Origin of the sequence: Bradyrhizobium sp. sBnM-33 (assembly GCF_032917945.1) — a bacterium.
In the GTDB taxonomy this organism is placed as follows: Bacteria; Pseudomonadota; Alphaproteobacteria; order Rhizobiales; family Xanthobacteraceae; genus Bradyrhizobium.
The window spans coordinates 7,391,455-7,405,220 of record NZ_CP136624.1 but is presented as its reverse complement, the minus strand read 5'-3'; the positions used below and the strand labels follow the sequence as shown (position 1 = coordinate 7,405,220).

12 protein-coding genes are annotated in these 13,766 nt (G+C 62.8%); 8 read left to right on the top strand and 4 right to left on the bottom strand.

Annotated features, from left to right (window positions below; genetic code table 11):
• Nucleotides 1-155: 155 nt before the first annotated feature.
• Together RX328_RS34750 and RX328_RS34745 are read left to right on the top strand one after the other, a co-directional pair.
• Nucleotides 156-1,853, top strand: a complete 1,698-nt coding sequence (locus RX328_RS34750; RefSeq protein WP_213249386.1) for a benzoate-CoA ligase family protein — start codon at nt 156-158, stop codon at nt 1,851-1,853.
• A 26-nt stretch (nt 1,854-1,879) separates the two neighbouring features.
• Complete coding sequence (locus RX328_RS34745) at nt 1,880-2,338, top strand: RidA family protein (protein WP_213249388.1); 459 nt, start codon at nt 1,880-1,882, stop codon at nt 2,336-2,338.
• Between the two features lie 7 nt (nt 2,339-2,345).
• Here the strand turns inward: RX328_RS34745 and RX328_RS34740 are convergent, their stop codons facing one another.
• Nucleotides 2,346-3,866: a mannitol dehydrogenase family protein gene (locus RX328_RS34740; RefSeq protein ID WP_213249390.1), complete on the bottom strand. Its 1,521-nt coding sequence runs from the start codon at nt 3,864-3,866 to the stop codon at nt 2,346-2,348.
• A gap of 123 nt (nt 3,867-3,989) precedes the next feature.
• On the opposite strand from RX328_RS34740, the gene RX328_RS34735 reads away from it, so the two are divergent.
• The 6 genes from RX328_RS34735 to uxuA all read left to right on the top strand — a co-directional run bounded on the left by RX328_RS34735 (nt 3,990) and on the right by uxuA (nt 10,125).
• Nucleotides 3,990-4,727: a FadR/GntR family transcriptional regulator gene (locus RX328_RS34735; RefSeq protein ID WP_213249391.1), complete on the top strand. Its 738-nt coding sequence runs from the start codon at nt 3,990-3,992 to the stop codon at nt 4,725-4,727.
• Nucleotides 4,728-4,877: 150 nt separating this feature from the next.
• Complete coding sequence (locus RX328_RS34730) at nt 4,878-5,786, top strand: sialic acid TRAP transporter substrate-binding protein SiaP (RefSeq protein ID WP_249726234.1); 909 nt, start codon at nt 4,878-4,880, stop codon at nt 5,784-5,786.
• An 84-nt stretch (nt 5,787-5,870) separates the two neighbouring features.
• The gene (locus RX328_RS34725) at nt 5,871-6,449 is read left to right on the top strand and encodes a TRAP transporter small permease (RefSeq protein ID WP_213249392.1); all 579 of its coding nucleotides are present in this window, start codon (nt 5,871-5,873) and stop codon (nt 6,447-6,449) included.
• Nucleotides 6,450-6,453: 4 nt separating this feature from the next.
• Nucleotides 6,454-7,860, top strand: a complete 1,407-nt coding sequence (locus RX328_RS34720; protein WP_213249393.1) for a TRAP transporter large permease — start codon at nt 6,454-6,456, stop codon at nt 7,858-7,860.
• The gene (locus RX328_RS34715) at nt 7,857-8,903 is read left to right on the top strand and encodes an L-idonate 5-dehydrogenase (RefSeq protein ID WP_213249394.1); all 1,047 of its coding nucleotides are present in this window, start codon (nt 7,857-7,859) and stop codon (nt 8,901-8,903) included. Before RX328_RS34720 ends, RX328_RS34715 begins: the two co-directional genes overlap by 4 nt.
• A gap of 31 nt (nt 8,904-8,934) precedes the next feature.
• Complete coding sequence (gene uxuA / locus RX328_RS34710; RefSeq protein ID WP_213249664.1) at nt 8,935-10,125, top strand: mannonate dehydratase; 1,191 nt, start codon at nt 8,935-8,937, stop codon at nt 10,123-10,125.
• On the opposite strand, the gene RX328_RS34705 is transcribed toward uxuA, so the two are convergent.
• From RX328_RS34705 to RX328_RS34695, 3 genes are read right to left on the bottom strand one after another with little or no spacing between them, the layout of a single operon-like run.
• The gene (locus tag RX328_RS34705) at nt 10,078-11,211 is read right to left on the bottom strand and encodes an ABC transporter ATP-binding protein (protein ID WP_213249395.1); all 1,134 of its coding nucleotides are present in this window, start codon (nt 11,209-11,211) and stop codon (nt 10,078-10,080) included. The two genes, uxuA and RX328_RS34705, sit on opposite strands and share 48 nt — an antisense overlap.
• A complete protein-coding gene (locus RX328_RS34700; protein ID WP_213249396.1) occupies nt 11,208-12,188 on the bottom strand; it encodes an ABC transporter ATP-binding protein in 981 nt (326 codons plus the stop codon). The genes RX328_RS34705 and RX328_RS34700 overlap by 4 nt, the downstream gene beginning before the upstream one ends.
• Nucleotides 12,188-13,759 carry an ABC transporter substrate-binding protein gene (locus RX328_RS34695; protein WP_213249398.1) on the bottom strand — a complete coding sequence of 524 codons (1,572 nt, stop codon included), beginning with the start codon at nt 13,757-13,759 and terminating at the stop codon, nt 12,188-12,190. Before RX328_RS34695 ends, RX328_RS34700 begins: the two co-directional genes overlap by 1 nt.
• Nucleotides 13,760-13,766: the final 7 nt, after the last annotated feature.

Here is a 13,766-nt window from a genome sequence, read left to right as displayed (position 1 = left end):
CGGCTGCTGTCCGGTTCTTCCCTATATGGTGGGAAGCGTCATTCCACCCTTGCGAAAAATTGTTTTAAGCCTAAAATGATTAGCGAGACGGCGTTGCCGGGCGTCCTCGATATCGATCTCGGGCCTTTCATTGATGAAAGCGAGGAGAGACGGAAATGTCAGGTAGAACTCCCAGCCGATCCCTTGGTCGGTCTCTTGGTCCGTCGAGCCACGTCGATGATTTTGCGCGGCGAAATCTGCCGCCATCAGAGCAATGGCCGGATCTGCTGCTCGACCGGCCGGAATTTCAGTATCCCGAATATCTCAACGCCGCAGTCGAACTGACCGACCGCATCGTCGAAAAAGGCTGGGGCGATCGGATCGCACTGATCGGCAACGGCCGCCAGCGCACCTACAAGGAATTGGCCGATTGGTCGAATCGCCTGGCGCACGCGCTGGTGGAGAACTACGGCGTCAAGCCCGGCAACCGCGTCCTGATCCGCTCCGGCAACAACCCGGCGCTGGTCGCAGCATGGCTGGCGGCGACAAAGGCAGGCGCGGTCGTCGTCAACACCATGCCGATGCTGCGCGCCGGTGAGCTGAGCAAGATCGTCGACAAGGCGGAGATTGCATTGGCGCTGACCGACAGTCGCATCGCCGATGAGCTGGTCGCATGCGGCAAAACCAGCCGATTCCTGAAGCAGGTGGTGAATTTCGACGGCACGTCCAACCACGATGCCGAGCTCGATCGGGTGGCGCTGAACAAGCCGGTCCGGTTCGACGCGGTGAAGACAGGGCGCGACGACGTCGCCTTGCTGGGATTCACCTCGGGCACGACGGGCGAGCCGAAGGCGACGATGCATTTCCATCGCGACCTCATGATCATTGCCGATGGCTATGCCAGGGAAGTGCTCAACGTTACCGAGGACGACGTTTTCGTCGGCTCGCCGCCGCTTGCCTTCACGTTCGGGCTCGGGGGGCTCGCAATCTTCCCGTTGCGGTTCGGCGCGACGGCGACGCTGTTGGAGAACGCCTCGCCGCCCGAGATGGTCAAGATCATCGAGACCTACAAAGCGACGATCTGCTTCACCTCCCCGACGGCGTACCGCGCGATGATGGCGGCGATGGACAACGGCGCCGATCTGTCATCGTTGCGGATCGCGGTTTCCGCCGGCGAAACCTTGCCGGCGCCGGTATTCGAGAGCTGGACCCGCAAGACCGGCAAGACCATTCTCGACGGTATCGGCTCGACGGAACTGCTGCACATTTTCATCACCAACCGCGTCGGCGATGCGGTGGCGGGCACGACGGGACATCCCGTGACGGGCTACGAGGCAAAGATCGTCGACGACGACATGAACGAATTGCCGGCGGGCACCGTCGGCAAGCTCGCGGTGCGCGGGCCGACCGGGTGCCGCTATCTCGCCGACAAGAGGCAGTCGAATTATGTGCGCGACGGCTGGAATCTGACGGGCGATACCTTTGTCCGCAACGCGAATGGCCGACTGTCCTTTATCGCCCGCTCGGACGATATGATCGTCTCTTCCGGCTACAACATTGCAGGGCCCGAGGTCGAAGCGGCGCTGCTGTCGCATCCTGCCGTCGCCGAATGCGGCGTGGTCGGCGCGCCCGACGAGGCGCGCGGCATGATCGTCAAGGCCTATGTGGTTCTGGCGGGCGGCGTTGCTGCCGATGCTGCGCTGACGCAGGCGTTGCAGGATCACGTCAAGCAGACGATTGCGCCCTATAAATATCCACGTGCGATCGAATATGTCGCGCAACTGCCGAAGACCGAAACCGGCAAGCTGAGGCGCTTTACGCTCCGGCAGATGGCTGCGGCCGGCCCAGCGTCGCCAAGCGTTGCCGCGGAATAATTTCTAACCCTGATGGAGAAAAGCCGGTGACCGCCCCCAAAGGCCCCACACTGAGCGTGGTGCCTCATCCCACGACCGATACCTCGCCGCCAAGCCCGCAAGTGCTGCAGCCGAGCGGCTGGCCGATGCCGAAAGGATACGCCAATGGCATGGCGGCCGATGGCCGTCTCGTCGTGACCGGCGGCGTGATCGGCTGGGATGCGCAGGGCCGCCTGGAGCCCGATTTCGTCGCGCAGGTGGGTCAGACTCTGCGCAACATTGCCGACATCCTTGCCGAGGGCAGCGCGAAACCTGAGCATCTGGTGCGCCTGACCTGGTATGTCGTCGACATCGAGGAATATCTCGCAAGCCTGAAGGAGCTCGGCCGCGTCTATCGCGAGATTTTTGGCGCGCATTATCCGGCGATGGCGCTGGTGCAGGTGGTGCGACTGGTCGAGAAGGAAGCGCGCGTCGAGATCGAGGCGACGGCAGTAGTGCCGCGCTGATCTTGCGTCATGTGGGCTGAAACGTCTGCACGGTCTGACGCGCGCCCAGTGCGTAGAGCTTTGCCAGCGCCTCGGTGACGGCGCCGCGCATGCGAGGATCGGTTCCGAGCGTGCCGAAGATGGAGCCGACCTCCAGCAGCGCGGGAGCAAGCCGCTCCGCGACCGGTCCGGCACGCTCGGCGATATCGGCCAATTCTCTCGCCAGGGGATCACGCAAATCGATCGCGCGGCCTTGCTCGTCGGTCCCGGTGACGTAACGCATCCAGCCGGCCACCGCGAGCGCGTGGGTATCGATCGAAAGGCCCAGCCGCAACCGGTCTTGCATGGTCGCGAGCAGCCGTTGCGGCAGCTTCTGCGATCCGTCCATCGCGATCTGCCAGGTGCGATGATGCAGGGCCGGATTGGAGAAGCGCTGCAGCAGCGATGCACTATAGGCTGCCAGATCCGTGCCTTCAGGCATCGCCAGCGTCGGCGCGGCGTCCTGCATCACCTGTCGGGCAAACGCCACAAAGCGAAGGTCGGTCATCGTTGCGGCGATGGTTTCAAAGCCTGCGAGATAGCCGAGATAGGCGAGCGCCGAGTGGCTGGCGTTGAGTAGCCGCAGCTTCATATGTTCGAACGGCGTCACGTCAGAAACAAGTTGCACGCCCGCGGCCGCAAAGTCCGGCCGTCCAGCCGGAAAGCGGTCTTCAACGATCCATTGCGTGAATGGTTCTGTGATAATGGGCCATGCGTCGATCATGCCGAGCGCTGAAGAAATCTCCGCCCGGTCGAGGTCCGTGGTCTCCGGCACAATCCGGTCCACCATGGTCGAAGGGAAGGCCACCTCCGCTTCAATCCATTTGGCGAGATTGCGCGATCGCAAGGCAGCGAACTGCGTCACGATCCGCCCGACCGTTTGGCCATTGGCGGAGAGATTGTCGCAGGAGAGAACGGTGAAGGGGGCTTCGCCCGCGATCCGTCGGCGCGCGAGCGCGGCTACCAGGAATCCGATGGCCGAGCGTGGCGTGCCCGGGTTCTGCAGGTCGTGAACGATGTCGGGATGATGCTCGTCCAGATCGCCGGTCTGCAGCGTATGACAATAGCCCTTTTCGGTGACCGTCAGCGAGACGATACGCGTGGCCGGGTTGGCCAGGCGCGCAATTAACTGGCCGGGTTTTTCGCTGGCGACGTCGATACCGAGAACCGAGCCGATGATGCGGTGATCGGTACCCACGCCGGAGCGGACGGCCAGCGTGTAAAGGCCATCCTGCGGGGCGAGGGCATCGCGTGTCGCCGGGCTGCGCAAACTGGCCCCAACGATTCCCCAATCCATTGCGCCGCCTGCCAACAGGTGGTCGATCACCACCGCCTGGTGGGCCCGGTGGAACGCGCCAATTCCGAGATGAACGATGCCTGGCGAGATGAGCGAGCGGTCATACCCGGGGCGGCGGATCTGGCCGGGAAGCCGATGAAGGTTGGCATTCGATAGGCGGAACTCGCCGTTTTTCGGGTCGGCTGGCGGGCTGTTTGCCGCGTCGCTTGACATGAGAGGCTCAATCCATCAATCTTTTGGTCAATTGGTAAGGCCAATTTTCCAGATTTATTGGCCTTACCCCGACCAAAGCAAGAAAAATCGATCACTTCAGGGGATCGTCAGGGAGAGCCGAGCGTGCCGCTCGAAGCCGTGGAAGCACGACGCCTTTATCGCCAGGTTGCCGATCAGCTTCGCGCCTTGATCGACAGCGGCGAGTACCGCGTGGGCAGCCGTCTTCCGACCGAGCGCGATCTTGCCGAACAGTTGAAAGTGTCGCGGCCGACGGTACGCGAAGCCCTGATCGCTCTGGAAGTCGAGGGCCGGGTTCGGATTCGCGTCGGTTCGGGGATTTATGTCAGTGAGCCGCCGGCGCTCGCACCGCCTTTGCCTCTGACGGCCGAGATCGAAGGCCCGTTCGAACTCTTACGCGCGCGCGAATTCCTCGAAGGCGCCATTGCCGAACAGGCGGCGCGGGTGGCGACAGCCGAAGACATCGCGCGCATCGATGCTTCGCTGGAGGCGATGGCGACCGTGCAGCATCCCGGCGAAGCCTCGATGATCCATGACCGCGCGTTTCACATCGCGGTGGCCGGATGCCTCGACAACGCTGTGCTGGTCCGCGTCGTCGGCGAGCTGTTCGACCAGCGGCTCAATCCCTATTTCGCCAAGCTCGCGCATTATTTCGAAAATCCGGAATCCTGGAATGCTGCGCTGGCCGAGCACCGCGCGATCCGCGATGCCATCGCCGCGCACGATCCCGACGCCGCCCGCGTCACGATGCGCGAGCACTTGGCGCGTTCGCAGGCCCGTTTTGCGCAAAATTTTGGGGCGGAAGCTTCGTCCGCCTCGCGCATCCGCGCAAGCAGCGGCTGAACGACGGGAATTCGAACGGTTCGGCGAAATGTCGGTCCGGTTGGGTAACAAAAGCAAATTGTAACGACGGAGGAAATTCACGTGTTAAAAAAATTGACGATTGCATTCGCGGCGTCTGCTGCTGCGCTGCTGGCCGCAACCTCATCAGGCATGGCGCAGACCAAGCTGAAATGGGCTCACGTCTACGAAACCTCGGAGCCGTTTCACACTGCCTCCGTCTGGGCCGCTGGCGAGATCAACAAGCGCACCAACGGGCGCTACCAGATCGACGTCTATCCGGCTTCCCAACTCGGCAAAGAAACCGACATTAACCAGGGGCTTTCGCTGGGCTCGGTCGATATCATCATTTCCGGCTCGAGCTTTGCAGCCAAGAGCTTTCCGCCGATAGGCGTGACCTACTATCCCTACACGTTCCGCGATGCCGATCATCTCCTGGCCTACACCAAGAGCGACGTCTTCAAGGAGCTTGCCAAGGGCTATGAGGACAAGAGCGGCCATCACATCGTGGCGGTGACTTATTATGGGGTGCGACACACCTCTTCGAACAAGCAGATCAAGGCCTGCGCCGACATGAAGGGCCTCAAGATGCGTGTGCCTGACGTGCCGGCCTATCTCGCGATGCCGCGCGCCTGTGGCGCCAACACAGCGCCGATCGCCTTTGCGGAAGTCTACCTCGCCCTGCAGAACGGCACGGTGGAAGCCCAGGAAAATCCGCTCACCACAATCGAAGCCAAGAAGTTCTACGAGGTGCAGAAGCACATCGTGCTGACCGGCCACATCGTCGATCACCTCAATACGGTTGTCGCCGGTGCGCTCTGGAAGAAGCTTTCGGAAGAAGATCGCAAGATCTTCACCGACGTCGCCCAGGAAGCGGCGGCAAAGGCCACGGCCGAGATCAAGACCAACGAGGCCAAGCTGGTCGATTTCTTCAAGCAGAAGGGGCTGACGGTCACCGAGGTCAACAAGGACGAGTTCCGCGACACCGTGATCAAGACCACGAAGTTCGAGACCTTCGACTACCGCAAGTCCGACTGGGATCGCATCCAGGCGGTGAAGTAAACGGCGGGCTTTCGTCCGTGCTTTCCGCCATTTTCGACGGCAGGCACGGCGGAAGCCTCGAATACGCCAGCTCGGGGAGGGCGCATGTCGACGGTTGAAGTGCACAAGCAGACCACGGCGGACGAGATCGCCCACACTTTTGAGGACGAGGTGCCCAAGGGCGCCGATCTCGGCCAGTATGCCGCCGAGGATTGGCTCGCGCTCGTGATCTTTTGGATCATGGCGCTCTCCGTCTTCCTGCAGTTCTTCACCCGTTACGTCCTCAACGACAGCTACGCCTGGACCGAGGAGATCGCGACCTACTGTCTGATCGGCGTGGTCTTCATCGGCTCGGCGATGTGCGTGCGGCTGTCGCGGCACATCCAGGTCGATCTCGTGTTCCGCTATCTGCCGCATCTTCCGGCGCGTGCGCTGTCGACCGTCATCGACCTGATCCGGATCGCGTTCTTCGGCTATGCGATCAAGCTGGTTTGGCAGTTCATCCAGATCATCGGCGACGAGCGGATGACCACGATCAAATTTCAAAAGGGATTTGTCTATTACGCCGTGCTGCTCGGCTTCGTGCTGATGTTCGCGCGCTCGATCCAGATCGCCGTCGAGAACTGGCGGCGGGGCTACTCCATCCTGGAGCGCCCCGGCGCATTCGACGGAACGGAAGGGTAGGGCGATGCTGCTGCTGCTTGGGGGATTTCTGCTGCTGATGCTGGTCGGCCTGCCGGTCGCGCTTTCGATGGCGGTATCGTCGCTGGTCTACATTCTCGTCACCGGCATCACGCCGGATGTCACGCTGGCGCAGCGCATGATTGCCGGCGTCGAGAGCTTCCCGCTGCTCGCGGTGCCGTTCTTCATTCTGGCCGGCAATCTCATGAACATCGCGGGCGTGACCGGGCGCATCTACAAGTTTGCGGTCGCGCTGGTGGGCTGGATGCGCGGGGGCCTCGGCCACGTCAATATCGTTGGCTCGGTGATCTTTTCGGGCATGTCCGGCACCGCGATCGCGGATGCCGCGGGGCTCGGCACCATCGAGATCAAGGCGATGAAGGATCACGGCTACTCCACCGAGTTCGCCGTCGGCGTCACCGCGGCTTCCGCCACCCTCGGCCCGATCATCCCGCCCTCGCTGCCGTTCGTGATCTACGGCATGATGGCGAACGTCTCGATCGGCGCGCTGTTCCTGGGCGGCGTGATTCCCGGCGTCGTCATGACCCTGGCGATGATGGCGACGGTGGCCTATTTCGCGCACAAGAACGGCTGGGGCAGCGATACACCATTCTCTTTGCCGCAGGTTGGCTCGGCAGCGCTTGAGATCCTCATCGTGCTGGGATTCCCGCTGGCGGTCTGGCTGCTGGTCGTCGTCGGTCTCTCGGTGAACATGGCGGTCGGAATCGGCCTTGTGGTGCTGCTGGCGCTCGACTGGTATTTCGATTTCTCTGCCGTGATGGCGTTGATGGCGCCAGTCATTTTGATCGGCGGCATGACGCTCGGCTGGTTCACGCCGACCGAAGCCGCGATTGCCGCGGTGATCTGGTCGCTGTTCCTCGGCCTCGTGCGTTACCGCTCGATGACGCTGCAGACCGTCGCCAAAGCGACGTTCGATACGATCGAGACCACGGCATCGGTGCTGTTCATCGTGACCGCGGCCTCGATCTTTGCCTGGCTGCTCACGGTCTCGCAGGCGGCGCAGATGCTGACGGATGCGATGCTGAGCATCACCCAGAACAAATGGGTGTTCCTGCTGCTGGCGAATATCCTGATCCTGTTCGTCGGCTGCTTCATCGACACCATCGCCGCGATCACCATCCTGGTGCCGATTCTGCTGCCGATCGTGCTCAAGCTCGGCATCGACCCGATCCATTTCGGCCTGATCATGACGCTGAACCTGATGATCGGCCTCCTGCATCCACCGCTCGGCATGGTGCTGTTCGTGCTCGCGCGCGTGGCGAAACTGTCGGTCGAACGCACGACCATGGCAATCCTGCCGTGGCTGGTGCCGCTGTTACTGGCGCTCGTCGCCATCACCTTCATCCCGGAGCTGACGCTCTGGCTGCCTAAATACATGGGACTCTCAAGATGACATCGATGGCTTTGGCTGCAACGCTGTTCGGACCGGAAGATCTGCGCATGATCGAGCGGCCGCTCGATCCGCTCGCCTCGGGCATGGTGCGTATCCGTTTCGGTGCCGGCGGCATCTGCGGCTCGGACATGCATTACTACCGTCATGCCCGAACCGGCGATTTCGTCGTGACCTCGCCGCTGGTGCTCGGCCACGAGATTGCCGGTGAGGTGGTCGAGATCGCAGGTTCCGCACCCGGCGTAAAAGTCGGCGATCGCGTCGCCGTCAACCCATCGCGCTGGTGCGGCCACTGCAAGCCGTGCCGCGAGAACCGGCCCAATCTCTGCGAAAACATCTTCTTCATGGGATCGGCCTCGAAGACCCCGCATATGCAGGGCGGCTTTGCGTCTTACTTCGACGCCATCCCGGCGCAATGCGTGAAGATTCCGGATCACGTGACCTATCAGGCGGCGGCGCTTGCCGAGCCGCTCGCAGTGTGTCTGCATGCGGTCGCCCGCGCCGGGGACGTCACTGGCAAGCGCGCGGTGCTGTTCGGCGCCGGCCCGATCGGTCTGTTGACCATGCTGGCGGCGCAGCGCGCCGGGATCGCAGAGACGACCGTCGTCGATATCGCGGCCGCGCCGCTGGCGTTCGCCACGAGATTGGGCGCCAATCATGTCGTTGATATCTCCGGCGGCGAAGAGGCGCTGAAGGCGCAGGCTGCTGCGCAGCCGTTCGATGTGGCGTTCGAAGTCTCGGGTACCGCGGCGGGCTGGGCCAGCGCGATCGGTGCGGTCAGGCGCGGCGGCGTCGTGGTTCAGGTCGGCAACCTGCCAGGCGGGCAGATTCAGGTGCCGGCGAATGCGGTGATGGCCAAGGAGATCGACCTGCGCGGCTCGTTCCGCTTCGGGGCGGAATTCTTCACGGCGGTCGAACTGATCGCCGACGGCAGTGTGGACGTGCTGTCGCTGGTGACGGCGCAACGCCCGCTGGCGGTCGCGCCCGACGCTGTGCGGCTGGCGCTCGACCGTTCGCAAAGCGTCAAGGTCGTGCTGACCGCTTGATTGCCGTTCTCATTTCAGGAGCTTCCGCATGATGCTGCAGGGATGGCGGTGGTACGGACCCAACGATCCCGTATCGCTCGACGATATCCGTCAGGCCGGCGCGACCGACGTAGTGACGGCGCTGCATCAGGTGCCGATCGGCGAGGCCTGGACGCGCTCAGCCGTCGAGGAACGAAAGAACCTGATCGAGAACTCGCAACCGGGCCGCTCGCCGCTGACCTGGTCGGTGGTGGAATCGATCCCCGTACCGGACGACGTCAAGCGATTGGGGGGCGGCGCGACCCGCTCGATCGAGGCCTGGATCGCGAGCATGGAGGCGGTCGCCGCCGCCGGCATCAAGATCATCTGCTACAATTTCATGCCGGTCGTTGACTGGTGCCGCACCGATCTCGAATGGGAACTGCCGAACGGCGCCAAGGCGATGCGCTTCGATCAGGACCGTTTCGCGGCGTTCGATCTGCACATCCTTGAGCGTCCCGAGGCGCCGGCGGAATATTCCGAGGCCGCGCAGCGCCGCGCGAAGCAGGTCTATGAAGCAATGACGCAGGCCGATATCGACTGCCTCATCACCAACATTGCCAGCGCGCTGCCGGGATCGACCACCGATCCCCTGACCATTCCGCAATTCCGCGACCGCCTGCAGCAGTATCGCGGCATTGATTCCAAGGTGCTGCGCCAGCACTTATGCGAATTTCTCGCGCGCGTCGCGCCGGTGGCGGAGCAGCTCGGCGTGACGCTGACGCTGCATCCGGACGATCCGCCACGTCCGCTGTTTGGCCTGCCGCGCATCGCCTCGTCGGCGGAGGACTATCAGGCGCTGTTCGACACTGTGCCATCAAAAGCCAACGGCATCTGCTTCTGCACCGGTTCGCTCGGCGTGCGCGCGGAGAACGATCTGCCTGTCATGGCCAAGCGCTTCGCATCGCGGATCGGTTTTGCCCATCTGCGGGCGACCAGACGCGAAGCAGATGGGCTTTCGTTCTTCGAATCCGATCATCTCGACGGTGATGTCGATATGATCGCGGTGCTCAAGGCTTTGCTGGCGGAGAACCGAAAGCGTTCGGCGGAAAATCAGATCGTGTTCCGGCCCGATCACGGCCACCGCATGCTCGACGATCTCACCGCAACCAAACGCGCCAATCCCGGCTACACCGCGATCGGCCGGCTGCGCGGGCTAGCGGAGCTGCGTGGTGCTATCCGCGCTATTGAACACGCCGGGTAACTGCGCTTCCGTCCGTTTCAGCCCCTGCTTCGCAGCCTCGAAGGCCGCCAGCCGCTCGGCGAATTTGCCGTTCGCAAGGCCAGCGCGCGCCAAAATGGTCGGCGTAGGCAGCGTCTCGAAGAAATGACAGGCCACGCGATGGCCAGGTGCTGCTTCGCGCAGCTCCGGCTCTTCTGCCGAGCAGCGTGCTTGTGCATGCGGGCAGCGGGTATGGAAGCGGCAGCCGGTCGGCGGCCTGAACGGGCTCGGCACGTCACCTTGAAGCATCACGCGTTTGGTGCGGAGCGCAGGATCGGGTTTCGGAATGGCCGCGAGCAGCGCCTGGGTATAGGGGTGCAACGGACGGCTATAGAGCGACTTCTTGTCTGATATCTCGACCAGCTTGCCCAAATACATCACCGCGACGCGGTCGCTGATGTGCTTCACGACAGCCAGATCATGGGCGATGAACAGATAGGAAAGACCAAATCGCTGCTGCAGGTTCTGCAGGAGGTTGACGATCTGCGCCTGGATCGAGACGTCCAGCGCCGACACGGGCTCGTCGCAGACGATCAAATCAGGATTGGCGGCGAGCGCACGCGCAATGCCGATGCGCTGGCGCTGCCCGCCCGAGAATTGATGCGGATAGCGCCCGGCATGTTCGGGCAGCAGGCCGACGATGTCCAGAAGCTCGCGGACGCGCGCTTCGCGCGAGGCGTCATCGCCGATGTCGTGAACCCGCAGCGGCTCAGCCAGGATCTCACCGACCGTCATGCGCGGATTGAGCGAGGCATAGGGGTCCTGGAAAATGATCTGCATGTGCCGACGCATCCGGCGCAGCGCGTCCTTGTCGAGGTCGGCGATCTCCTTGCCCTTGAAGCGCACAGAGCCTGCAGTCGGGTCCATCAAACGCAGGATCAGCCGGCCGGTGGTCGACTTGCCGCAGCCGGACTCGCCGACCAGCGCCAGCGTCTCGCCGCGGGCGATCTGAAAACTCACATCCTCGACGGCACGCACCAGTCCGATGGTCTTGCGGCGGATCAGCCCGCGCGTGACCGCAAAATGCTTGACCAGGCCATCGACCTGCAGGACCGGAACATCGCTCATGACGCCACCTCGACCGGCGCCTTCCAGCATGCCACCCGATGGCCGGGCGCGATGTCGCGCAAGGGCGGCGGATCAAGTCGGCAGCGCTGGTCTGCAAATGGACAGCGCGGTGCAAAGCGGCAGCCCGCCGGCTGGTTGTTGGGACTGGGCACGGTACCTTCGATGGTGGCGAGGCGCTTGCGGTCGACATCGATGCGCGGGATCGAGCCGAGCAGGCCGATCGTATAGGGATGCTGCGGATCGGCGAACAGGTCGTTGACGTCCGCGCTCTCAACGATGCGGCCGGCATACATCACCAGGACCTCATCGGCGACCTCAGCGATCACGCCGAGATCATGGGTGATGATCAGGATCGCCATGCCGAGTCGCCGCTGCAAATCGCTCAAGAGGTCAAGGATCTGGGCCTGGATGGTGACGTCGAGCGCCGTTGTCGGCTCGTCGGCGATCAACAGCGCCGGCTCGCAGGAGAGCGCCATCGCGATCATGACGCGCTGGCGCATTCCGCCCGACATATTGTGGGGGAAATCGTCGATGCGCTGCGCCGCTGACGGAATCCGCACCAATTCCAGCATCTCGATCGCCCGTGCCCGCGCTGCGCGCGGCGACATCGCGGTGTGGGCAAGGATCGCCTCGACGATCTGCTGGCCGACGGTGTGGACCGGATTGAGCGAGGTCATCGGCTCCTGAAAAATCATCGACATCTTGCCGCCGCGCAGCTTGCGGCGTTCGTCGGCCGAAAGCCGCAGCACGTCGCGATTGCCGAACAGCACCGCCTCAGCCTCGACCTTGCCCGGCGGGCTCGGCACCAGGCCCATCACCGACAGCGACGTCACGCTCTTGCCGCAGCCGGACTCACCGACAAGGCCGACGGTGCGGCCGCGCGGAACGCTGAAGTTGATGCCGTCGACGGCGCGAAACAGGCCGCGATCTGTCGCGAAGTGGGTCTTTAGGCCGCGAACCTCGAGGAGCGTGTCCATCAGAAGGAGTAATCCAGTCCCTTATAGAAGGTGTTTTGATAGAGCATGTGCGGCCGGACGCCTTTCAGCTTCTTTGAACTGGTTGTGTACATCGCGACGTTCATCACCGGCATCCAGAGATGCTCGTTCGTTACCTTCTCCTGCACGCGGGCATAGTTGAGTGCGCGCTCGGTGTCGGTCAGGGCGGCGCGGCCGGCGCGCAGCCACTCGTCGGTTTCGGCGTCCTTCCAGTTCATGCGATTGGGGGTGGGGACGTTCTTCGAGTTGAAATAAATGTTCATCAACTCGCCGGCCGACAGATAGGGAACCGTCACCGTCCAAAGCTCGTAGTCCTGCTTGCCCATCTCGGCAGGCGCAATCGTGGAATCGAAGCCCACGATCTTCCAGTCGACACCGATCTTGCGCATGTAGCCCTGAATGGCTTCGGAGACGCGCGGGAAATAGGCGACCTGCGTGAACAGCACCCGGGGGGCGAGCTTCATGCCGTCCTTCTCACGAATGCCGTCGGCGCCGACCTTCCAACCGGCCTCGTCCAAAAGCTTCTTTGCGCGTTCGACATCTTCCTTGATGACACCCTTGGTTTTTTCGGCGAAGTCGAGTGCCTTGGGGTCGACAAAGGTGAACGCCGGCTCGGCATTGCCCAGCATGACGCCCTTGACGATGTCGGCGCGGTTGATCGCGATGTTCATCGCCTCGCGCACGCGCTTGTCTGATACCATCGGGCGCGTGATCTTGTAGCCGTAGTACATGAGCTGGAAGTTCGGTTTGGCTTCCTGAACGGTCAGGTTGGGCGCAGCCTTGACCTGTTCGATGAACTGCAGTGGGACCTGATGGGTAAGGTCGAACTGCCCGCCCATGATGGCGGCGACCCGGCTGGCATCTTCGGGCACGATCTTGATGCTGAGTTTTTCGAACTTCACCGGGCCCTTGTTCTGATACATCGACGGACCCCATTTGTACGCGTCGTGGCGCTTGAGCACGATGTCGGTGCGCGGTTGCCAGCTCTCGAAACACCACGGACCGGTGCCGTCGATTCCCTTGATGCCGTAATCCTTGCCGAGTTGCTCGACGCTTTCCTGGTTGTGGATTGCGTTGGTGTACATGGTGAGCTGCAGCAGCAGCTCGGAGTAGGGCTCGTTCAGCTCATATTCGACGGTGTAGGGATCGGGCGCGCGAAGCTCCTTGATCTCGCCGGCACGCCATGCATAGGGCGCCTTGGTTTCCGGATCCTTGAGCCGCTTGAAAGTATAGATGACGTCGGCGGCGGTGAACTTCTTCCCGCTGCAGAACGTCACGTCGTCGCGCAGCTTGAACGTATAGGTCCTGCCGTCCTCGCTGATGGTCCAGGATTTCGCGAGGTAAGGGATCGCCGTCTTGCCGTCCCAGTCGAGCGCTACCAGCGTATCCTGGAACATATTGACGATATCAGACGTCGGCGACCAGGTGGTGCGCTGGCCGTCGTAATGCGGCGCGTCCAGCGACTTCATTACCCGCAAGGTCTGCGCCTCGGCCATCGCGCACATTCCGGCCGCTCCCAGCAGCGCCGCAACGCCCGTCAAAATGCTGCGCATCGTGTTC